The following is a 20,493-nucleotide window of genomic DNA, read 5'->3' as shown; positions in this document are numbered from 1 at the left end:
CCGCAGCGGGAATTTAGAGACCAAGCAACTCTTCCAGCGGGCCTTTCGGCAGCGGAATGAGGAACCATTTTTCGAAGAACATGAAGACCGCGAACGGCGTGCCGAGTGCCACGGCGGCCGTGGTGGTCCATGGATATTTGCCCAGCCACTTCATAAACAGGGCAATGAGGATGATCGACGAGACATAGATGCCGAGATAAGGAATCATCAAAGCGTAGATGGTGGTCGGAACGAGAACGCAGAGAACCTGGCGAAGCTGCGCCCAATCGGCAAAAAGCTGGCCATCGTCCGGCTCCATCAGGAGCTGGATGCAGTTCACACAACTCGCCAGCACGATGATGATGCCGACATAGAAGGGAAAGAATCCGGACTTGGGACCATCAGGCCCCCAACCAGCCCCTGCCTTCATGCTGCCGATAATCGTGATCACGCCGAACAGAATGCAGAACATACCGACGCCGAACTCGGTCCATCGATGCGACGGTCCGCGCTGGCCAACACCAGAAGAATGCTCGCTCATCTTTTTCCCCAAGCTGAAGCTTTGCCGGCGGAACATGATCCGCCGGCAGCATCGTTGTTGACGTTATTGCGGTGCGACCAGGAAGCCGGCGTCCTTCATCAACGCCTGGTGCCGCTTCTGTTCGTTCTCGACCCACGCCGAATACTCGGGGCCAACCATCATGGTCTGGTTGAAGGCGCCATCCTTCATCAGGCTCTGCCATTCGGGTGTTTCACGAACCTTCTTGAACACGTCTACGTAATAGTCGACCTGTTCCTTGGTCGCTCTTGGCGATGTGAAGAAGCCGCGCAGCATGACGTACTCGACATCGAGCCCTTGCGACTTGCAGGTCGGAATGTCGCCCCATGATTTTCCATCGGCGACAGCGTCCTTGTAGGGAAGTGGCTTGGCGTCGAACACGCAGAGCGGGCGAACAGCTCCACCGCGCCACTGTGCGACTGCTTCGATCGGATTATTGACCGTGGAGTCCACGTGTTTGCCAACGAGCTGGACGGCGACTTCACCACCGCCGCGATATGGGATGTAGGTAAACTTGGTGTTGGATGCCTTCTCGATCGCCACCGTGATGATCTGATCTTCCTGCTTCGATCCGGTGCCGCCCATCTTGAACTCACCGGGCTTCGCCTTCACGGCTTCGATGTAGTCCTTCACGGACTTGTAGGGGCTGTCCGCGTTCACCCAGAGGATGAATTCATCGAGCGCCATCATCGCAACCGGCGTGAGATCCTTGTGGTTGAATGGAATGCCGGTTCCCAATGGCGTTGTGAAAAGGTTGGACAGGGTAATCACCAGCTTGTGCGGGTTGCCTGCCGAACCTTTGACATCGAGGAACCCTTCGCCGCCGGCGCCGCCAGCCTTGTTCACCACCACCAGCGGCTGCTTCATGAGATTGTGCTTGGTGATGATGCCCTGAATGGTGCGGGCCATCTGGTCAGCGCCGCCGCCAGTACCTGCAGGGACGACGATCTCAACCGGCCGCGTCGGCTCCCATGCCGCTGAAGCAGGGCTGAATGCGAACCCCACGCCCAGCGAAGCTCCAACACCCAGTGCAACACCCAATGTTCGATAAGACGACCACTTCATTGCGTTTCTCCCACCCGTTGTTTTATGCCGCTCAACGGCGGCTTAATTCCCAAGATCTGCCTCGCGGGCAATCCTGCGGATAATCGATCCCTAGTGACGTCTGTTAGGTTGCCTCCAGGAATGTTCGTGAAGAGTAGTCATGTCTGGTTCCGATGCACGCTGCATGGCAACTGCGCAGCCACGCTGCGGCAACAGGTCAGCAAAAATCGTCCTGGGGAAATTCACGCCAACAGCCATGGCTTCGTCGCCTGCCTTTCGGCGCAGCCGCGTGGACACCGCAAGAACGGTATCAGCCATGGTCCCTCTCCCAAGGCGCGCTGTTCCATTGAAGACCGACAGCTGCTGCCCGAGGCGTATCGTTGTATGCGATATGCCAGAGCACAAGGGTTATTCTAGACAGCGCTGTGCGGCGTTGCGGCATTGACTTATGGCCAGCACAACAAAAAAGCCCCGGAAAACCGGGGCCTTTTATGACATTATCAGAGATAGAACCTGCGGATTATCCGCGAACTCTCAGTAGCTTAATGCTCAGAGCCCAAACCTCGGCAGATCTCCATTCTTCAAGGAAATCTGAGCGCTCTTCATTAGAAAATGGTCAACGAAAGCAATGATCTGACGAAACAGCCCGTTTGAAGAAGCGAACCCGACAGAGGCAGTCTTGGACATTGGAGGACCTTTCGAAACCGATGATTTCAGCGTGGATATTGCGCTGCGTCACGATCAATTTAGGTATACCAGATGCCAGATTCAATCTGAGATTTTGCATAGCAGCATTTGCTGCATTGCATCGCAATATCGCCTTTCCACGCGACAAAATGCCTCAACTTTCCCACACAGCGACGCTGCGCTGAAAGGTAGCCAGGAACCATAAAAAAGGCCGGCGGAATACGCCGGCCTTTTCCTCGCAAGTTGTAGATAACCTACTCGGCTGCTTCGACCTTGCGGGGTGGCGAGAGAGCACCCGAATTATGGGTCTCCGCAACCTGATTGTCGTTGAAGCCGAGCACCTGCTTCAGGATTTCATCGGTGTGCTCACCCAGCAGCGGCGAGCGCGTCACCACCGTCGGGCTGTCCGACAGTTTGATCGGATTGCCGACCGAGATGTACTTGCCGCGGGTCGGATGATCGACCTCGACGAGCGTACCGGTGGCATAGAGAGATTTGTCCTCGGAGATTTCCTTCATCGACAGGATCGGGCCACACGGGATGTCGTCCTTGTTGAGGATTTCCATCGCCTCGAACTTGGTCTTGGTCATGGTCCACTGTTCGATACGCCCGAAAATCTCGTTCAGGCGTGGCAAACGCGCCGCTGGCTTGGCGTAATCCGGATGCGTCTTCCAGCCAGGCTCGCCGATCACGTCGCAGATCTTTTCCCAGACTGGAGCCTGAGTGATGAAATAGAGATAAGCGTTCGGATCGGTCTCCCAGCCCTTGCACTTCAGAATGCGGCCTGGCTGGCCACCGCCGGAGTCGTTGCCGGCGCGCGGCACCGCGTCACCAAACGGAATGCCTTCACCAAACTGGCTGTATTCCTTGAGCGGGCCATGAGCGAGCCGCTGCTGATCCCGCAGTTTCACGCGGGCGAGGTTGAGCACACCATCCTGCATCGCTGCCGTGACCTTCTGCCCTTTGCCGGTCACGGTGCGTTGATAGAGCGCAGTCACAATACCGAGCGCCAGATGCAGGCCGGTGCCGCTGTCGCCGATCTGCGCGCCCGTCACCAGAGGAAGACCATCACGGAAACCTGTGGTCGATGCCGCACCGCCGGTGCACTGGGCAACGTTCTCGTAGACCTTGCAGTCCTCATACGGGCCGGGGCCGAAACCCTTGATCGAAGCCACGATGAGCTTCGGATTGATCTTCTGGATGGTCTCCCAGGGAAAGCCTATGCGATCGAGCACGCCAGGTCCGAAATTCTCGACCAGCACGTCGCACTTCTTCATCAGCTCGGTGAGGACTTCCTTGCCCTTCGGGTTTTTGGTGTCGAGCGTGATTGAACGCTTGTTGTGATTGAGCATTGTGAAATAGAGGCTGTCCGCGTTCGGAACATCCATGAGCTGGCCGCGGGTGATGTCACCGACGCCGGGACGCTCCACCTTGATCACGTCAGCGCCGAACCATGCCAGCAGCTGCGTGCATGTCGGACCTGACTGAACATGGGTGAAATCGAGAATCCGAACGCCCTTCAGCGCCTGTGTCATCGTTTAATACTCCGTATCGGTCGGACGCCTTCTGACGCCGAGTGCGAGGACTAAAAATCGGCTGGAAGCAATAGGCTTCCAGCCGTGTGAGTTCATCATTTCTTCTTCAAGACGCTTTGCGGATTGAGATTGCCGATGCGGCCGCTCTCGCTGCCCGCAGCAGGATCGATCACGGCATTGATGAGTGTCGGCTTGCCCGAATCCATCGCCGCATTGACCGCGCGCCTCAACTCATCAGGGGTCGTTGCGTTGACCCCGACTCCGCCGAAAGCCTCCATCATTTTATCGTAACGCGCGCCCTTCACGAATACCGTCGGCGCTACATCCGGACCGCCCGAGGGATTGACGTCGGTGCCACGATAGATGCCGTCATTGTTGAAGATAACAACACAGACCGGCAGCTTGTAACGGCAGATCGTCTCGACCTCCATCCCCGAGAAGCCGAATGCGCTGTCACCCTCGACCGCAAGCACCGGCTTGCCGGTCTCAATCGCAGCAGCGATCGAGTAACCCATGCCGATGCCCATGATGCCCCAGGTGCCGACATCGATACGCTTGCGCGGCTGATACATGTCGATGATGCCGCGCGCCAGATCGAGCGTGTTTGCGCCTTCGTTAACAAGGATTGCGTCGGGACGCTCCTTGATGATAGTGCGCAGGACACCCAGCGCGCCGTGGTAGTCCATCGGCGAGTTGTTGTTCATCAGGCGCGGCGCCATCTTGGCGATGTTATCGTCGCGCTTGGTTTGTACAGTTTTGGTCCAGTCCGCAGACGGTGCCGGCCAGTTACCGCCCATGCCCTGCACGAGAGCCGAGACACACGAGCCGATATCGCCAACCACAGGCGCAACGATCTCGACGTTGGAGTCCATTTCCTTGGGCTCGATGTCGATCTGGATGAACTTCTTCGGTGCGTCGCCCCATGTCTTGCCCTTGCCGTGCGACAACAGCCAGTTGAGGCGTGCTCCGATCAGCATGACGACATCGGAATCCTTCAGCACGGTCGAGCGCGCCGCACCGGCGCACTGCGGATGAGTATCAGGCAGAAGCCCCTTCGCCATGCTCATCGGCAGGAACGGAACGCCGCTCTTTTCGATCAATGCGCGGATTTCATCATCAGCCTGCGCGTAAGCTGCACCCTTGCCGAGAATAATGAGTGGCTTCTTCGCTGATTTCAGCACATCGAGTGCGCGCTTCACGGATTCAGGTGACGGAATTTGGGCCGGCGCAGCATCGATCACTTTCACCAGCGACTTCTTGCCGGCGTCCGCATTCATGACCTGCCCGAACAGCTTCGCCGGCAGATCGAGATAGACACCGCCCGGACGACCCGAGACCGCCGCGCGGATCGCGCGCGCGACACCGATCCCGATGTCCTGCGCATGCAGCACACGGAACGCGGCCTTGCACAGCGGCTTTGCAACCGCAAGCTGATCCATTTCTTCGTAGTCGCCCTGCTGAAGGTCAACGATTTCGCGTTCCGACGAACCGGAAATCAGAATCATCGGAAAGCAATTGGTCGTGGCATGGGCAAGCGCAGTGAGGCCGTTGAGGAAGCCCGGCGCTGACACTGTGAGGCAGACGCCCGGCTTCTTCGTCAGAAAACCCGCAATCGACGCAGCGTAACCGGCATTCTGTTCATGACGGAATGAAAGAACACGAATGCCTTCTGCCTGGGCCATCCGGCCGAAGTCTGTGATCGGAATCCCGGGCACGCCGTAGATGGTATTGAGGCCGTTAAGTTTGAGTGCGTCGATGATCAGATGAAAACCATCTGTCAATTCCTGCTCTGCATCATTCGCAGTCGTCGCCTCTAACTTGCTCGCTGCCGTCAGCATCGGTGGCCTCCCTGGTCTCTTTTTTTGATCGTTTGGTCTACGTGAAGATTTCCTGTCCATGGGTTTCGACGTAGGTCGCAAGCCCAAGCGTGTGGTCGCGGGCGCGCTTTTCAGCGAGCTCCGTGTCGCGCTCCTCGAGCGCTTCAATGATGGCAAGATGTTCCGGCAAGGACACCGCAGTGCGTTCCACCCGCCCGATCGTCAACTGCCGGTAGCCGCGCACATGCAGCAGGATGTCATTGGTCATGTCGACCAGAACGGGGGATTCGCTCAGCGAGATCAGCGCCTGATGGAACGCGATGTTCGCTTTCGAATACTCTTCGATGTGATCCTGCGGCAGCCGGTCCTTGTTGAAGTCCTTGAAGAAGTTGCGCAGCGCGGAAATGTCTTTCTTGCGCGCCGTCGTGGTGATGAGGCGCGCGGCCATACTCTCGAGCGCAGCCCATGCCCGGATCATGTCTACGATTTCGGCCTTGGTCTTGCGCACAACAACAATGCCACGGCGTGGAACCGTCTTCACGAAACCATCCTGCTCCAGCATCGCGATCGCTTCGCGGATCGGGGTGCGGCTGACACCCAGATGCTCGGACAGTGCGCGCTCATCGAGCATGACGGGCTCGGGGCTGGCGTAGATGTCCATTTTGAGGATGGCTTCTTTCAAAGCGTCATAAGCCTTGTTCTTGAAACTTGCCTCAGGCGCAATGCGAACGATCGCAATGTCCTGCTCATTCAATGGCGCCTTCGAGATCTTCTGAGTAACCATGAATCATCTCCCTCTCTTCCAGAGGGGCTGTATACCACGGAAGCGATGTTAAGGTTCTTGGCATACCAGATGCCAGAATGTCAAGCAGGGCTCTCAATATCCAAAGGCCTCGTGAATAGGCTTGACAAAGATGGTTCTTGGCATACCAAATGCCAATGATGGATATTTTGTCTCTGCACGACTCTATATGTGCGGGCAAACGCCAAGATGTGGTGATCTAAGCGCTCGGGAACGACCGTCCGACAACCCGCGCGCAACCCAGATTTCAAAAATGGACGTGACAGGAGGAAGTAATGGCTCATTCGCAGGACGCAGCTCGCAAGATCGACGTCGGACAACAGGCAAAGGCTGAAGTTCGGAGGATTCTCGACACCGTAAAGGCCGACAAACGCACCAGCCTGACGGCGCCAGAAGGCAAACTGGTCTGTGACGCCTACGGAATTCCGGTCCCGAAGGAAGGTGTAGCGAAGTCCGCTGCCGACGCTGCGAAGATCGCGACCGGCATGGGGTTCCCGGTGGTGATGAAGATCGTTTCCCCGGACATTCTTCACAAGACAGAAGCAGGCGGCGTGATTGTCGGCGTGAAAACCGCCGCAGACGCTGAAAAAGCCTATGAGACCATTCTGGCAAACGCCAAGAAGTACAAGGCCGACGCCAAGATTGAGGGTATCCAGGTTCAGCAGATGTTGCTGGGCGGTACCGAAGTCATCGTCGGCTCCATCACCGATGGCTCGTTCGGCAAGCTGGTCGCGTTCGGCCTCGGCGGCGTGCTGGTTGAAGTTCTGAAGGATGTCACCTTCCGCCTCGCACCGGCGACCAATGCCGATGCGCTGTCGATGCTCGACGGAATTCAGGCCCACGAAATGTTGAACGGCGTGCGCGGCGGCGATCCTGTCAACCGCGAGGCGCTTGCCGACATTATCGTCAACGTTTCGCAGCTCGTCAGCGACTTCCCTGAAATCATCGAACTCGATCTCAATCCAGTTTTCGCCACCAAAAAAGATGCGATCGCCGCGGACGTCCGCATTGTTGTCGATTTCGACTACAAGCCGCGCCCTGCTCCGCGCTCGAATGACGAAATCGTGGCTGCGATGAACCGCATCATGCAGCCGAAGGCTGTCGCGGTGATCGGCGCCTCGTCCGAAGCTGGCAAGATCGGCAACTCGGTGATGAAGAACCTCATTAACGGCGGATACAAGGGCCAGATCTATCCGATCCATCCAAAAGCGGATGAGATCATGGGCATCAAGGCGTACAAGAGCGTCAAGGATGTTCCCGGTGTGATCGACACCGCAGTGTTCGCGATCCCTGCGAAGTTTGTCGCAGCAGCACTCACCGAATGCGGTGAGAAGAAGATCCCCGGCGCCGTGCTGATCCCGTCGGGGTTTGCCGAGGCCGGCGCACCAGAACTCCAGGAAGAAATCGTCGCTGTCGGCAAGAAGTACGATATCCGCCTGATGGGGCCGAACATTTACGGCTTCTACTACACCCCGGCCAATCTCTGCGCGACCTTCTGTACGGCTTATGACGTGAAGGGCCACGCCGCGCTGTCGTCGCAATCCGGCGGCATCGGTATGGCCATCATCGGCTTCTCGCGTTCCGCCAAGATGGGCGTGTCGGCCATCGTCGGCCTCGGCAACAAGTCCGACATCGACGAAGACGATCTGCTCGCCTTCTTCGAGCAGGACCCCAACACCACGATCATCGCGCAGCATTGCGAGGATCTGAAGGACGGCCGCGCGTTCGCGGAAGCCGCCAAGCGCGTCTCCAAGAAGAAGCCCGTTGTCGTGCTCAAAGCTGGCCGCACCTCGGCTGGTGCCAAGGCGGCCTCGTCGCACACCGGCGCACTCGCCGGAAACGACAAGATTTATGAGGACGTGCTGAAGCAGTCGGGCGTCATTCGCGCACGCTCGCTGCGTCAGCTTCTCGAATTCGCGCGCGGAATTCCGGTGCTGCCGACCCCGAAGGGCGAGAACGTGCTCATCATCACCGGTGCCGGCGGCTCCGGCGTGCTGTTGTCGGACGCCGTGGTTGACAATGGTCTGTCGCTGATGGCGATGCCGCCGGATCTCGATGCGGCGTTCCGCAAGTTCATCCCGCCATTCGGCGCGGCTGGCAACCCGGTGGACATCACCGGCGGCGAACCGCCGATCACCTACGTCAACACCGTGAAGCTCGGCCTGTCGGATGACCGTATTCACTCGCTGATCCTCGGCTACTGGCACACCATCGTCACGCCGCCGATGGTTTTCGCCAGGAACATGGTCGAGGTGAAGAAAGAAATGGAGGCCAAGGGCATCAGCAAGCCGATGGTCGCCTCATTGGCTGGTGACGTCGAGGTCGAGGAAGCCGCTGAATACCTCTATCAGAACGGTATCCCGGCTTACGCCTATTCGACCGAACTTCCGGTCGAAGTGCTCGGTGCAAAATATAAGTGGGCACGCGGCGCGGGCCTGCTCTAAGTTCAGCCAACGGGTGCCGCCCCGGAGGGCGGCACTCACTTGCTTCCCAGCACGACCTTCACCTCTATCCGCGGGCCGTAGGTAGGCGATGAAGAAAAGCGTGATCCGGCGAAAATCTGTCGAGCCGCGGGGCGGCATGGAGACAGAGTCCGAAGGCCGGGATGGCGGCGTCCAGTCCGTCGACCGCGCTTTGGCATTGATCGAAACCCTTGCAGAAGACGACGAAGGCTACCGGCTGACCGATCTGGCGGTGCGCACCGGTCTCTCCACCTCGACTGTACATCGGCTCCTGACGACGCTCGAAAAGCGCCGGTTCGTGCAGTTCGACCGTAGCGAAGCCAAATGGCACATCGGTGTGCGCACCTTCTCGGTCGGCTCGACATTTGCGCGGCGGCGGAACTTCGTCGCCCATGCCATGCCATACCTGCGCAAGCTTCGCGACCTGACGCGGGAAACCGCGAATCTCGCGGTGGTCGACGACGAAACCATTATTGTTCTGACCCGCGTGGAGAGCCGCGAAATCATGCGCTCACTCACCAAGGTCGGCGGTCGCGTGGCCATGGTTGCCTCCGGTGTTGGCAAAGCTGTGCTGGCGACGTATTCCGATGAGGACGTAAGTGCGATCATTCATCGTCAGGGCATGCCGCGCCTGACCGAAAAATCCATTGTGCGGCCTGGCGAACTGTTCAAGGCGCTCCAAACGATCCGGCAACAGGGCTACGCGGTAGACGACGAAGAAGCGCGCATCGGACTTCGGTGCGTTGCTGCCGTCGTCTACAATGATTGCAGCGAACCGCTTGCCACGATTTCCGTGTCCGGCATGACCTCCCGCTTCACTGATGAGCGTCTGCCGGTCATCGGCAACATCGTGCGCGATGTCGCAGCCGAACTGACGGTTGCCCTCGGCGGCGTCATGCCGCCTGCTGCGCACAAAAGCTGACCGCCCCACGCCATCTGCGCAAAGCTGCTTTCACTTTTGCTTCATCCTAGGCATTTGATCGCGCGAGAGATTTTCGCGCGGGCATCGTATCGCGGGAAACAAATTGAAGGCCGTTGAGCCGGCCAGCACGCCTCGCGATGATTGCATCCGAACTTAACCCATTCGAGGTGTGACATGGCGAAGATGCGGGCAATCGATGCGGCGGTGCGTATCCTTGAGAAGGAAGGCGTCGTCTGTGCTTTCGGCGTTCCGGGCGCCGCGATCAATCCTCTGTACTCGGCACTGAAAAAGCGCGGATCGATCAATCACATTCTCGCGCGCCACGTCGAAGGCGCGTCGCATATGGCCGAAGGTTATACCCGGGCCAAGGCGGGGAACATCGGCGTCTGCATCGGGACGTCGGGCCCGGCCGGCACCGACATGATCACCGGATTGTATTCGGCTATCGCGGATTCGATCCCGATCCTGTGCATCACCGGACAGGCTCCCCGCGCCCGCATCTACAAGGAAGATTTCCAGGCTGTCGACATCGAGTCGATCGCCAAGCCGGTGACGAAATGGGCCGTCACCGTGCGCGAACCAGCCCTGGTGCCGCGGGTTTTCAGCAAGGCATTTCACATCATGCGGTCCGGCCGTCCCGGTCCGGTGCTGATCGACCTGCCGGTCGACGTGCAACTCGCCGAAATCGAATTCGACGACGAGACCTATGAGCCGCTTCCCGTCTACAAGCCAGCCGCAACGCGCAAGCAGGTCGAGAAAGCACTTGAAATGCTCAACGCTGCCGAACGCCCGCTGATCGTGGCGGGCGGCGGCGTCATCAATGCCGACGCATCCGACCTTCTCGTCGCGTTTGCCGAGATCGTCAATGTTCCCGTGGTGCCAACGCTGATGGGCTGGGGCGCAATTCCGGACGATCATGTTCTGATGGCCGGAATGGTCGGCCTTCAGACCAGCCACCGCTATGGCAATGCGACGATGCTGGAGTCGGACTTCGTGCTCGGCATCGGCAACCGCTGGGCTAACCGCCACACCGGCTCCGTCGAAACCTACACCAAGGGCCGCACGTTCGTGCACGTGGATATCGAGCCCACACAAATCGGGCGCGTATTCAATCCGGATTTCGGCATTGTGTCGGACGCCAAAGCCGCGCTTGAATTGTTCGTCACGGTGGCGAAGGAATGGCGCAAGGCCGGAAAGCTGAAAGAGCGACAGGCATGGCCAGCGGCAGTTCAGGACCGCAAGCGCACCATGCTGCGCAAGAGTCACTTCGACAATGTGCCGATCAAGCCGCAGCGCGTCTATGAAGAGATGAGCAAGGCGTTCGGCCGCGATACCTGCTACGTCAGCGTGATCGGCCTCTCCCAGATCGCCGGCGCGCAATTCCTCGGCGTCTATAAGCCGCGCAACTGGATCAACGCCGGACAGGCCGGCCCGCTCGGCTGGACCATGCCCGCAGCGCTGGGCGTTCGCGCCGCCGATCCGGACCGGGAGATCGTCGCTCTGTCCGGCGACTACGACTTCCAGTTCCTGATCGAGGAGCTTGCCGTCGGCGCACAGTTCAAGCTGCCCTATATCCACGTCGTCGTGAACAACTCCTATCTCGGCCTGATCCGCCAGGCGCAGCGCGCCTTCGACATGGACTACCATGTGCAACTCTCGTTCGAGAATATCAATGCGCCCGAGCTTGGTGTCTACGGCGTCGACCATGTTGCCGTCGCCGAAGGGCTCGGCTGCAAGGCGATCCGCGTCACCCATCCCGAAGATGCGCAAGCCGCGTTCGCCACGGCGCGCGAAATGATGGCGGAATACGGTGTTCCGGTCGTGGTCGAATTCATCCTCGAACGGGTCACCAACATCGCGATGGGGACCGAGATCGACAACATCGTCGAATTCGAGGAAGTGCTCGACTTGCCGATCGATGACACACCACCAAGTCCGGAGAAGACATCGCGCGGCAAACTGCTGCCGGTCTAGCAACAAGACAAACAAAAAGGACATTCCGTTGTGCCAAAGTTCGCAGCCAACCTGAGCATGCTCTTCAACGAGTTACCGTTCATCGAACGCTTTGCGGCAGCGAAAGCTGCCGGGTTCACGGGCGTGGAGTATCTGTTTCCCTATGAATTCGAAAAAGCGGTGCTCGGGGAGCAATTGCAACAGCACGACCTCACCCAGGTGTTGCACAATCTGCCCGCCGGGAACTGGGGCGCAGGCGAACGCGGGATTGCGATCCTTCCCGATCGCATCGCTGAATTCCGGGACGGCGTAAGTCGAGCGGTCGAATACGCCAAGGCGCTGGGCTGCCGCCAGGTGAATTGCCTTGCCGGCATTGCGCCGGCCGGCGCCGATCCAGCGGAGCTTCGCGCCGTATTCTTGGAAAACCTCCGCTACGCTGCCGATGAGCTTGCAAAGCACCGCATCAAACTACTGATCGAACCGATCAACACCCGCGACATTCCCGGCTTCTTCCTCAAGGGAACAGAACAGGCGATCCAGATCATTTCGGAGGTCGGCTCCGAGAACCTTTTTGTTCAATATGACATCTATCACATGCAGATCATGGAGGGTGACCTCGCCCCCACCATGAAAAAGTACCTCGGCCGTATCGCGCACATCCAGTTGGCGGATAATCCCGGCCGCAACGAACCTGGCACCGGCGAAATCAACTATCCCTTCCTGTTTCGCCATCTCGACGAGATCGGGTATCGTGGCTGGATCGGCTGTGAATACAAGCCGAAGACCACCACCCTCGAAGGTCTTGGGTGGTACGAACCGCATACGGTCGATGCATAATCAAGAATAAGCAGGGAGATGAGGAATGACCGATATCGGCTTTATCGGATTGGGCATCATGGGGCGGCCCATGGCGGGCCATCTTCAGGCTGCCGGACACCGCCTGTTTGTGCTGGAGAAATCCGCCGCCGCGAAAGACCTTGTTGCTACAGGTGCCACCGCCTGCAAGTCAGGCAAGGAAATCGCCGAGAACGCCAGCGTCGTGATTGTCATGGTGCCGGATACGCCGGACGTTGAATCTGTACTGTTCAGTGCAGGCGGTGTTGCCGAAGGGCTTTCGAAGGGCAAAGTCGTTGTCGACATGAGTTCGATCTCACCGATCGCAACGAAGGAATTTGCAAAAAAGGTCAATGCGAAAGGCGCTGATTATCTGGACGCGCCGGTCTCCGGCGGTGAAGTCGGCGCGAAGGCTGCATCGCTGACCATCATGGTGGGTGGGCCACAAAGCGCATTCGATACCGTCAAACCGCTGTTCGAGAAGATGGGCAAGAACGTCACCCTGATCGGCGGTAACGGTGACGGTCAGACCACCAAAGTCGCCAACCAGATCATCGTCGCGCTCACCATCGAGGCCGTCGCTGAAGGCCTGCTGTTCGCCTCCAAGGCGGGCGCAGACCCAACGCTGGTCCGGCAGGCGCTGATGGGCGGACTTGCCACCTCGCGGATTCTCGAATTGCACGGGGAGCGCATGATCAAGCGCACGTTTAACCCCGGCTTCCGCATCGAACTGCACCAGAAGGATCTCAACCTCGCCCTGGACGGAGCGCGAGCGCTCGGCCTGTCTCTGCCAAATACGTCGACAGCCCAGCAGCTCTTCAATTCCTGCGTCGCCCACGGCGGCAAGGCCTGGGATCACTCCGCGATGGTGAAAGCCTTGGAAACAATGGCCAATCACGAGGTCGCCAAGGCTTAATATCTACGGTCCACGCCCTGGTGGAATCTGACGGCGCGGTGAAACAACACCGTGCCGCTTTTCCATGCCCGCCCCAATCGATTAGGCTCCCTCGCTATTCACCGTCGGCAAAAGCCGCTCTGGTTAGAAAACGCCTTGGGGGAGACACATGATTGTCGTGACTGGAGACGCGATCGCCAAGCCTGAAACGTTTGACGAGGTCCGCAGGCTGAGCCTGGAACATGTTCACCGCTCGCGGACAGAGCTCGGCTGCATATCGCATGCCGTGCACATCGATTGCGACAATCCGCTTCGCTTCGTGTTTGTCGAGCAATGGGCCGATAAAGAGGCTCTGCTGGCGCACTTTCACGTGCCAGCGTCCCGCAACTTCGTCAAAACCCTGCGCGGCTTACTTTCGGCATCGTCGACAATTCAGATCTACGACGCCGCGCCTTTACATATGCCATAGCAGCGCTGTGAACAGACCAATGGCTAGTCGGCTGTCCATCCACCGTCGATCATCAAGGACGATCCCGTCATCAGCGCTGACGCATCGCTGGCGAGGAAAACAATTGCCCCCATCAGATCCTCGACTGTGCCAAGGCGACCGAGCTTGATCTTCTGTAGTACACTCTCTTTGAACGCCGCATTTTCAAAGAACGGTTTGGTCATCGGCGTTTCAATGAAGGTCGGACACAGCGTGTTGACGCGGATCTTGCTGGCAGCAAGGTCAAGCGCCATGGCCTTCGAGAAACCTTCCATCGCCCACTTCGACGCACAGTAAAGCGAACGGTTAGCGCCACCGACATGCCCCATCTGGGACGACATGTTAATGATCGAACCTGACACTCCGGCCGCGATCATCCTGCGGGCAACGGACTGGGCAGCGAAGTAAGCCGCCCGCACATTCAGGTTCATGACAACGTCAAAGTCCTCCACCGGCACATCGGTGAAGGAATTCGGGCGGTTGGTGCCGGCGTTGTTGACAAAGGCATGATACGGCTCGCGAGCTTCGACCGCCGCACGAAATGCCGCAATGTCCGTCACATCGAGCGCAAGCGCATCCGCCGAGAAGCCCTTCTTGCGAAGTGCCACGGCAACGTCATCGATCTCACTGGCGGTGCGAGCGCACAGCGTGATATGTGCACCTGCTTCCGCCAAAGCTGTTGCCGCCGCGAGCCCGATACCTCGGCCCGCCCCGGTGACCAGCGCCCGCCGCCCGTCGAGTCGAAAGGCTGGTGTTGTCGGCAAGCCGCTCATTCCGCCGCGCTCGCGTAAGGCACGTTGCGCCCGCCATAGCGCCGGACGCGGACATTGGCCTGCTCGGCATGGCCCACGAAACCTTCGAGCATGCACAGCCGCGAACAGTATTCGCCGATCATGGCGGAGGCTTCGTCGGTCAGGACACGCTGATAAGTCACGGTCTTGAGGAACTTGCCAACCCACAGGCCGCCGGTATAACGCGCCGCCTTGTTGGTCGGCAGCGTGTGGTTCGTGCCGATCACCTTGTCGCCGTAAGCCACGTTGGTCCGCGGTCCGAGGAACAAGGCGCCATAGTTGGTCATGTTCTTCAGGAAATAGTCCGGATCACGGGTCATCACCTGCACATGCTCGGAGGCAATGCGATCGGCCTCCGTCACCATCTCCTCTTCGGACTCGCAGACGATCACCTCACCATAGTCTTCCCACGCCTTCGCCGCGACCGCGCCAGTCGGCAGGATCTTCAGAAGGCGCTCGATCTCGGCCATGGTTTCTCGCGCGAGTTTCTCAGAATTGGTCAGCAGGATCGCTGGTGAATTCGGTCCGTGCTCAGCCTGCCCGAGCAGATCGGTCGCACACATTTCACCGTCCACCGAGTCATCGGCAATCACGAGCGTCTCCGTAGGCCCGGCAAACAGATCGATACCGACCCGGCCGTAGAGCTGCCGCTTGGCTTCCGCCACGAACGCATTGCCCGGCCCCACCAGCATATCGACCGGCGCAATCGATGCCGTTCCGATCGCCATGGCGCCGACGGCCTGAATGCCGCCGAGGCAATAGATCACGTCCGCCCCCGCCAGATGCTGCGCGGCGACAATTGCGGGAGCGGGCTTGCCCTGGAACGGTGGCGCACAAGTGATGATGCGCGAGACGCCGGCAACCTTCGCGGTGATCACCGACATATGGGCGGATGCCAGCAGCGGATACTTGCCGCCCGGCACATAACATCCGACCGAATTGACCGGAATGTTCTTGTGACCCAGGACGACGCCCGGCAACGTCTCGACCTCGACATCCTTCATCGCATCGCGCTGGTGCTGCGCGAAATTGCGCACCTGCTCCTGTGCGAACTTGATGTCGTCGATGTTCCGTTTGGACAACTGCCCGACGCAATCCTTGATTTCCGCATCGGTCAGCCGGTAGTCCTTGCGGTCCCACTGATCGAACTTTACCGACAGTTCACGAACTGCATCATCGCCGCGCTTCTCGATGTCCGCGAGAATTCCTTCAACAGCCGCACGGACTTTCGTATCGTCTTCGGCCCGCTGGGCAGCGTCGCGGCTGCGCTTGAGATACTTTGCCATCAGATATCTCCTCGTTACTTGATTGCCTGAGGATTGATCGGCGATCCGGCCGCGCCGGGCAAATGCATCGGCGGCGCCGCGAAGAAGAACTCATAGACCTTGTCCTGCGCGCAATCTTCCGCCAGTTCCTTCAGATAAAAGATCTCGCCCATGGAGATTCCGATGGCCGGGATCACTACCCAGTGCCACGGCTGGTTGGCCTCATTGGTCTCATTCGGACGGACCTCGCAGCCCCAGGTATCGGTGCAGATCGCCGCGATATCCTTCTCGCGAATCCAGTAACAGGTTTCGAACGCCATGCCCGGCGCATCGCCACCGGCGTAACCCGACCAGTCCTTCTTCTTCAGGCAACGCTCCTGATGACCAGTGCGAACGATCACAAAATCGCCCTTGCGGATCTCCACACCCTGCTGTTTCGCGCAGGCATCCAGATCCGCATTGGTGATTGCATAACCGTCGTTGAGTGACTCCACGCCCTTGAACCGTGCGACATCGAGCAGCACGCCGCGGCCCGCCATCTTGTCGCGCACGTGCTCGATTCCAAGTTTCTTTGCGCCGCGGGCGTCAACGAGTTTGGCGTCGTAGCCGTTATACATCTTGTCATCGAGGAAGATGTGGCAGAGAGCATCCCACTGCGTCGAAGCCTGGCAAGGCATGTTGATTGCGTCGTCGGCGTAACGCAGATACGGCGAAGGAACGTCCTGGTTGCCCGCCGCAGCGTCGGTGCCCGTCGCCAGCATGGTGTGGATCGGATTCCATCGGCCACCGAACAGACCGGATTGAATCGGCTCCTTCAATGAAAGACCGAGCGCGAACACCTTACCCTTCCTGATCAACTTGCCAGCGTTGACAACGTCTTCAGGGCTCACATTGTTGAGCGTCCCGATCTGGTCGTCCGCGCCCCAGCGGCCCCAGTTCGAGAGCTTCTTGGCGGCTTCGTAAATAGCGGCTCTGTCGACTTTCATGTTCCTGCTCCTTATTTTATTTATCGAATGATAATTTAATTGACGAGCGACGGCCAGGGTAGCCTTCCCGGGCTACACCGAGCAGTAGCGCTCCTTGATTTCGTCGTCGGCCAGCAAGGCGGCTGCGGTCGCGTGATGGACGACGGACCCCTGGTCCAGCACATAGGCGCGATCGGCGATATCGAGTGCCAGCTCGACGTTTTGCTCAACCAGCAGAATCGTCGTGCCTTCCGACTTCATCTTGCGGAACAACTCGAACATCTCATCGACAAGCACCGGCATGATGCCCTCGGACGGTTCATCCAGCATGATGAGGTCGGGCTTCGAAATCATCGCGCGTGCAATGGCCAGCATCTGCTGTTCGCCGCCGGACATCGTGACGGCTTCCTGATCCAGACGCTCTGCCAGACGCGGAAAAATCTCGGCGATCTGCGCAATGCGGCGAACCTCTTCCTTCTTCTCCGGCGATGCAACGAGGCCAAGCCGAAGGTTCTCGCGCACGGTCAGCCCCTGCACAATGCGGCGCTCCTCCGGCACATACGCCAGACCGAGACCGAAGCGGACATGCGCGGGCTGGCCCAGGACTTCCTTGCCCTTGAACGTGACCGATCCCCGTGTCTTGTCGAGCAAGCCAATGATCGACTTCAGGGTCGTGGTCTTGCCCGCGCCGTTGCGGCCGATCAGGCAGACGATCTCGCCCTTGTTCACTTCAAGGCCGATGTCCTGCAGCACGTGGCTTGCGCCATACCAGGAGTTCAGATTTTCGACGCGCAACATCGCTTCAGTGCTCCCGCTGGCCAAGATAGACCCGCTTGACCTGCTCATTCTGGCGGACTTCGGTCGGAGTTCCCTGCGCAAGCAGTTCGCCGTGGTGAAGAACCAGCACCCGGTCGCTGATCCCCATCACCAGCTTCATCTTGTGCTCGACCAGAATGACGGTGCGCTCCTTCGACAGTTTGACGATCAGATCCATCATCACGCGGGTTTCTTCCGGGCTCATTCCCGCCGTCGGCTCGTCGAGCAGCAGCAGTCGCGGGTTGGCTGCCAGCGCCATCCCGATCTCAAGCGCACGCTGCTCGCCGTGCGCCAACTCCTTCGCCAGACGCTCGCGGCGATCCCAAAGGCCGACCAGCGCGAGCAGCGCATCCGCCTTTTCAATCAAACCGGGGAGCTTGGAACGCGGACGCCAGATATCGTAGCGCGACACAAAGGCCTGCAACCCGACGCGCACGTTCTCCCGCGTCGTCAACAGCGGGAACACGTTCGTAATCTGGAACGACTTCGCGATGCCCATATGCGCGAATTCGTGCTGCGCGATGTTCGTCACATCGCGCCCCTCGAACTCGACCTTGCCGCCGGATGGAGGAAACGCGCCCGACAGCAGGTTGAAATATGTGCTTTTGCCGGCGCCGTTCGGGCCGATGATGGATGTGATCGCATTGCGCGAAAACTCAGCGGAAATGTTGTTCAGGGCCACGAACTTCCCGAACGACTTGCTCACGCCGGTGGTGCGCAGGATGACCTGCGATGTATCTGTCGAAGTCATCATTTGTTGATCCGCTTCAAGATCGTTCCCCAGATGCCGGCCGGGAAAAACAGGACGCAGATCATGAACACTGCGCCGACGATCAATTGCCAGTGGACGGTCCACAGCGACACCAGATTTTCCAGCAGCAGGAAAACCGCGGCGCCAACGAATGGACCGAAGAAGGTGCCCATCCCGCCTAGCAGAGACATCATGACAACCATGCCCGACGTCTCGATATGCAAGATTTCGATCGGCACGATGGACAGGTGCAACGCCATCAATGCGCCGGCCAGGCCACAGAATGCACCAGAGAGGATGAATGTGATCAGCCGCGTCAGCGTGACATTATACCCCGATGCGCGCGCGCGCGCTTCATTCTCACGAACGGCCTCGATCACAGCACCGAACGGCGACGCCAGAATTCGCGACAGGACGAAGAGCGCCATGATGACGAATGCCGCGACGACATAGTACCGCGTCAGCGGATTGATAAAGTCGAATTTGAAACCGAGGATATCGACCACGCGAACGTTGATCCCGCGCAAACCGTTTTCGCCGCCGGTCCAGTCCACCGCCTGATAGAACAGATAGAAGACACACTGCGACAGCGCCATCGTGACCATGGCGAAGTAGATTCCACGGGTGCGGATCGCCAGCGAACCGATCGCGGCGGCCATGACGGTGCCGCCGAGAACGCCCATTCCAATCGCGACATACCATGGCCACCCGAAATGAACGATGGCGATACCGCACAGATAGGAACCGGTGCCGAACAGCGCAGCGTGACCGAACGACAGCAGGCCAAGATATCCGAACAGCAGATTGAAGCCGACGGCGTAGAGCCCGTAGATCAAGATGTTCACCGCCAGTGCCGTAAACGGCATCACCAGCGGAAACACCAGGACGAAAATGCTCGCCAGAATCGCGCGGTGGCGCTTGGCGAAATCGAACCAGCTTGCCGAAGCAACGGCCGGCTGGATCAAGGTTTGAGAAATCTCATTCATCTCTTTAATACCCGCCTCAACTCATAAGACCCGCGCGGCCGAAGAAGCCTTGCGGACGGATGAGGAGAACAACTGCCATCAGGGCGAAAATCGAAACCTTGGCCATCTCGGGTGCGAACAGCGAGGTCATGCTGACGACCACGCCAACCAGCAGACCGGCAATAACCGCGCCCCCGATCGATCCCATACCGCCGACGACCGTGACGACGAAGGCCTCGGCGAGGATGGTCGCTCCCATTTCGGGGATAACACCCTGCAAGGGTGCAGCAAGAAGCCCGGCCAGCGCGGCGATTCCCGAGCCGATGCCGAATACGAACAGCCAGACCTGCGCCACGTTGACACCAAGCACACGAACGATCTGTGGATCGCGAGCACCGGCGCGAATGATCAGACCGAAGCTTGTCCGCTCGAGGAAGAGCCACAGGCCAAGCAGAACGGCAGCCGCAATACCGATCACGAACAGACGATACAGCGGGAAATATCCAACGCCGATATTCACGGCACCCTGAAGAAGCTCCGGAGTATCGAACGGGTAGCCGCTCTTGCCGAATGCGATGCGCACAAGTTCGACCATCACGTAGCTCAGGCCGAACGTCAGGAGCAACGGGTAGTCGATGCCACGGCCATAGAGCGGACGGATCAGGAACCGCTCGACGACAAGCCCCATGGTTCCGACAATCAGCGGGACGGCAACCAGACACAGCCAGAAATTCCCTCCCAGCGAGAGAAGGAACAACCCGACATAAGCGCCGACCATATAAAAGGCACCATGCGCAAAGTTCACCACGGTCAGCATGCCGAAAATCAGCGACAAGCCGATGGCGAACAACACATAGATCGCGCCGAGCGCCAGCCCCGTAAAGAGCTGCAGGGCGATCAGATCAAAGCTCATGCCGGCCATAGATATCTCCAGGTAAGACGCGCGTCCGCGGCGGACGCGCGT

The 20,493-nt window shown here is 59.0% G+C and carries 19 protein-coding genes; 6 read left to right on the top strand and 13 right to left on the bottom strand.

Going from position 1 to position 20,493, the window contains the following annotated elements:
* Positions 1-13: 13 nt before the first annotated feature.
* The 6 genes from I554_RS0114000 to I554_RS0113975 all read right to left on the bottom strand — a co-directional run bounded on the left by I554_RS0114000 (position 14) and on the right by I554_RS0113975 (position 6,405).
* The gene (locus I554_RS0114000; RefSeq protein WP_024576465.1) at positions 14-520 is read right to left on the bottom strand and encodes a tripartite tricarboxylate transporter TctB family protein; all 507 of its coding nucleotides are present in this window, start codon (positions 518-520) and stop codon (positions 14-16) included.
* Between the two features lie 63 nt (positions 521-583).
* Positions 584-1,603, bottom strand: a complete 1,020-nt coding sequence (locus I554_RS0113995; protein WP_024576466.1) for a tripartite tricarboxylate transporter substrate binding protein — start codon at positions 1,601-1,603, stop codon at positions 584-586.
* Between the two features lie 90 nt (positions 1,604-1,693).
* Positions 1,694-1,900 (bottom strand): hypothetical protein, encoded by a 207-nt coding sequence (locus I554_RS26905; protein ID WP_152527672.1) that lies wholly within the window; start codon positions 1,898-1,900, stop codon positions 1,694-1,696.
* Positions 1,901-2,523: 623 nt separating this feature from the next.
* Complete coding sequence (gene frc, locus I554_RS0113985; protein ID WP_024576467.1) at positions 2,524-3,804, bottom strand: formyl-CoA transferase; 1,281 nt, start codon at positions 3,802-3,804, stop codon at positions 2,524-2,526.
* Positions 3,805-3,899: 95 nt separating this feature from the next.
* Positions 3,900-5,642, bottom strand: coding sequence for an oxalyl-CoA decarboxylase (gene oxc, locus I554_RS0113980; protein WP_024576468.1), 1,743 nt, complete (start codon positions 5,640-5,642; stop codon positions 3,900-3,902).
* A gap of 37 nt (positions 5,643-5,679) precedes the next feature.
* Positions 5,680-6,405, bottom strand: coding sequence for a GntR family transcriptional regulator (locus I554_RS0113975; RefSeq protein ID WP_024576469.1), 726 nt, complete (start codon positions 6,403-6,405; stop codon positions 5,680-5,682).
* Positions 6,406-6,698: 293 nt separating this feature from the next.
* Here I554_RS0113975 and I554_RS0113970 point away from each other — a divergent pair, with 293 nt between their 5' ends.
* The 6 genes from I554_RS0113970 (at position 6,699) to I554_RS0113945 (ending at position 13,958) form a co-directional block, all read left to right on the top strand.
* Positions 6,699-8,867, top strand: coding sequence for an acetate--CoA ligase family protein (locus I554_RS0113970; protein ID WP_024576470.1), 2,169 nt, complete (start codon positions 6,699-6,701; stop codon positions 8,865-8,867).
* A gap of 88 nt (positions 8,868-8,955) precedes the next feature.
* The gene (locus tag I554_RS0113965; RefSeq protein WP_024576471.1) at positions 8,956-9,807 is read left to right on the top strand and encodes an IclR family transcriptional regulator C-terminal domain-containing protein; all 852 of its coding nucleotides are present in this window, start codon (positions 8,956-8,958) and stop codon (positions 9,805-9,807) included.
* 174 nt (positions 9,808-9,981) lie between these two features.
* Positions 9,982-11,781, top strand: a complete 1,800-nt coding sequence (gene gcl, locus I554_RS0113960) for a glyoxylate carboligase (protein ID WP_024576472.1) — start codon at positions 9,982-9,984, stop codon at positions 11,779-11,781.
* Between the two features lie 30 nt (positions 11,782-11,811).
* Entirely contained in the window at positions 11,812-12,597 is a 786-nt protein-coding gene (gene hyi, locus I554_RS0113955) for a hydroxypyruvate isomerase (protein WP_024576473.1), read from the top strand.
* Between the two features lie 25 nt (positions 12,598-12,622).
* Complete coding sequence (locus I554_RS0113950) at positions 12,623-13,510, top strand: 2-hydroxy-3-oxopropionate reductase (RefSeq protein ID WP_024576474.1); 888 nt, start codon at positions 12,623-12,625, stop codon at positions 13,508-13,510.
* Positions 13,511-13,658: 148 nt separating this feature from the next.
* Complete coding sequence (locus tag I554_RS0113945; RefSeq protein WP_024576475.1) at positions 13,659-13,958, top strand: putative quinol monooxygenase; 300 nt, start codon at positions 13,659-13,661, stop codon at positions 13,956-13,958.
* 23 nt (positions 13,959-13,981) lie between these two features.
* Here the strand turns inward: I554_RS0113945 and I554_RS0113940 are convergent, their stop codons facing one another.
* The 7 genes from I554_RS0113940 to I554_RS0113910 form a co-directional block, all read right to left on the bottom strand.
* Positions 13,982-14,749, bottom strand: a complete 768-nt coding sequence (locus I554_RS0113940; protein ID WP_024576476.1) for an SDR family oxidoreductase — start codon at positions 14,747-14,749, stop codon at positions 13,982-13,984.
* Complete coding sequence (gene hisD, locus I554_RS0113935) at positions 14,746-16,053, bottom strand: histidinol dehydrogenase (RefSeq protein WP_024576477.1); 1,308 nt, start codon at positions 16,051-16,053, stop codon at positions 14,746-14,748. The genes I554_RS0113940 and hisD overlap by 4 nt, the downstream gene beginning before the upstream one ends.
* Positions 16,054-16,067: 14 nt before the next feature.
* The gene (locus I554_RS0113930; protein WP_024576478.1) at positions 16,068-17,018 is read right to left on the bottom strand and encodes a cyclase family protein; all 951 of its coding nucleotides are present in this window, start codon (positions 17,016-17,018) and stop codon (positions 16,068-16,070) included.
* 72 nt (positions 17,019-17,090) lie between these two features.
* On the bottom strand, positions 17,091-17,795 hold the full coding sequence (locus tag I554_RS0113925) for an ABC transporter ATP-binding protein (protein WP_024576479.1): 705 nt from the start codon (positions 17,793-17,795) through the stop codon (positions 17,091-17,093).
* A gap of 4 nt (positions 17,796-17,799) precedes the next feature.
* Complete coding sequence (locus I554_RS0113920) at positions 17,800-18,567, bottom strand: ABC transporter ATP-binding protein (protein ID WP_024576480.1); 768 nt, start codon at positions 18,565-18,567, stop codon at positions 17,800-17,802.
* Positions 18,564-19,550: a branched-chain amino acid ABC transporter permease gene (locus I554_RS0113915; protein WP_024576481.1), complete on the bottom strand. Its 987-nt coding sequence runs from the start codon at positions 19,548-19,550 to the stop codon at positions 18,564-18,566. The genes I554_RS0113920 and I554_RS0113915 overlap by 4 nt, the downstream gene beginning before the upstream one ends.
* Positions 19,551-19,566: 16 nt before the next feature.
* Complete coding sequence (locus I554_RS0113910) at positions 19,567-20,442, bottom strand: branched-chain amino acid ABC transporter permease (RefSeq protein WP_024576482.1); 876 nt, start codon at positions 20,440-20,442, stop codon at positions 19,567-19,569.
* Positions 20,443-20,493: the final 51 nt, after the last annotated feature.

Origin of the sequence: Afipia sp. OHSU_II-C1 (assembly GCF_000497575.1) — a bacterium.
In the GTDB taxonomy this organism is placed as follows: Bacteria; Pseudomonadota; Alphaproteobacteria; order Rhizobiales; family Xanthobacteraceae; genus Afipia.
Note: the sequence above shows the minus strand (reverse complement) of the source record. Positions and strands in the feature narration are given on the sequence as shown.

Excerpts from the sequence above, each read along its gene's own strand:
- I554_RS0114000 (WP_024576465.1), bottom strand. The coding sequence starts at position 520 with ATGAGCGAGCATTCTTCTGGTGTTGGCCAGCGCGGACCGTCGCATCGA.
- I554_RS0113995 (WP_024576466.1), bottom strand. The coding sequence starts at position 1,603 with ATGAAGTGGTCGTCTTATCGAACATTGGGTGTTGCACTGGGTGTTGGA.
- I554_RS26905 (WP_152527672.1), bottom strand. The coding sequence starts at position 1,900 with ATGGCTGATACCGTTCTTGCGGTGTCCACGCGGCTGCGCCGAAAGGCA.
- frc (WP_024576467.1), bottom strand. The coding sequence starts at position 3,804 with ATGACACAGGCGCTGAAGGGCGTTCGGATTCTCGATTTCACCCATGTT.
- oxc (WP_024576468.1), bottom strand. The coding sequence starts at position 5,642 with ATGCTGACGGCAGCGAGCAAGTTAGAGGCGACGACTGCGAATGATGCA.
- I554_RS0113975 (WP_024576469.1), bottom strand. The coding sequence starts at position 6,405 with ATGGTTACTCAGAAGATCTCGAAGGCGCCATTGAATGAGCAGGACATT.
- I554_RS0113970 (WP_024576470.1), top strand. The coding sequence starts at position 6,699 with ATGGCTCATTCGCAGGACGCAGCTCGCAAGATCGACGTCGGACAACAG.
- I554_RS0113965 (WP_024576471.1), top strand. The coding sequence starts at position 8,956 with ATGAAGAAAAGCGTGATCCGGCGAAAATCTGTCGAGCCGCGGGGCGGC.
- gcl (WP_024576472.1), top strand. The coding sequence starts at position 9,982 with ATGGCGAAGATGCGGGCAATCGATGCGGCGGTGCGTATCCTTGAGAAG.
- I554_RS0113950 (WP_024576474.1), top strand. The coding sequence starts at position 12,623 with ATGACCGATATCGGCTTTATCGGATTGGGCATCATGGGGCGGCCCATG.
- I554_RS0113945 (WP_024576475.1), top strand. The coding sequence starts at position 13,659 with ATGATTGTCGTGACTGGAGACGCGATCGCCAAGCCTGAAACGTTTGAC.
- I554_RS0113940 (WP_024576476.1), bottom strand. The coding sequence starts at position 14,749 with ATGAGCGGCTTGCCGACAACACCAGCCTTTCGACTCGACGGGCGGCGG.
- hisD (WP_024576477.1), bottom strand. The coding sequence starts at position 16,053 with ATGGCAAAGTATCTCAAGCGCAGCCGCGACGCTGCCCAGCGGGCCGAA.
- I554_RS0113930 (WP_024576478.1), bottom strand. The coding sequence starts at position 17,018 with ATGAAAGTCGACAGAGCCGCTATTTACGAAGCCGCCAAGAAGCTCTCG.
- I554_RS0113925 (WP_024576479.1), bottom strand. The coding sequence starts at position 17,795 with ATGTTGCGCGTCGAAAATCTGAACTCCTGGTATGGCGCAAGCCACGTG.
- I554_RS0113920 (WP_024576480.1), bottom strand. The coding sequence starts at position 18,567 with ATGATGACTTCGACAGATACATCGCAGGTCATCCTGCGCACCACCGGC.
- I554_RS0113915 (WP_024576481.1), bottom strand. The coding sequence starts at position 19,550 with ATGAATGAGATTTCTCAAACCTTGATCCAGCCGGCCGTTGCTTCGGCA.
- I554_RS0113910 (WP_024576482.1), bottom strand. The coding sequence starts at position 20,442 with ATGAGCTTTGATCTGATCGCCCTGCAGCTCTTTACGGGGCTGGCGCTC.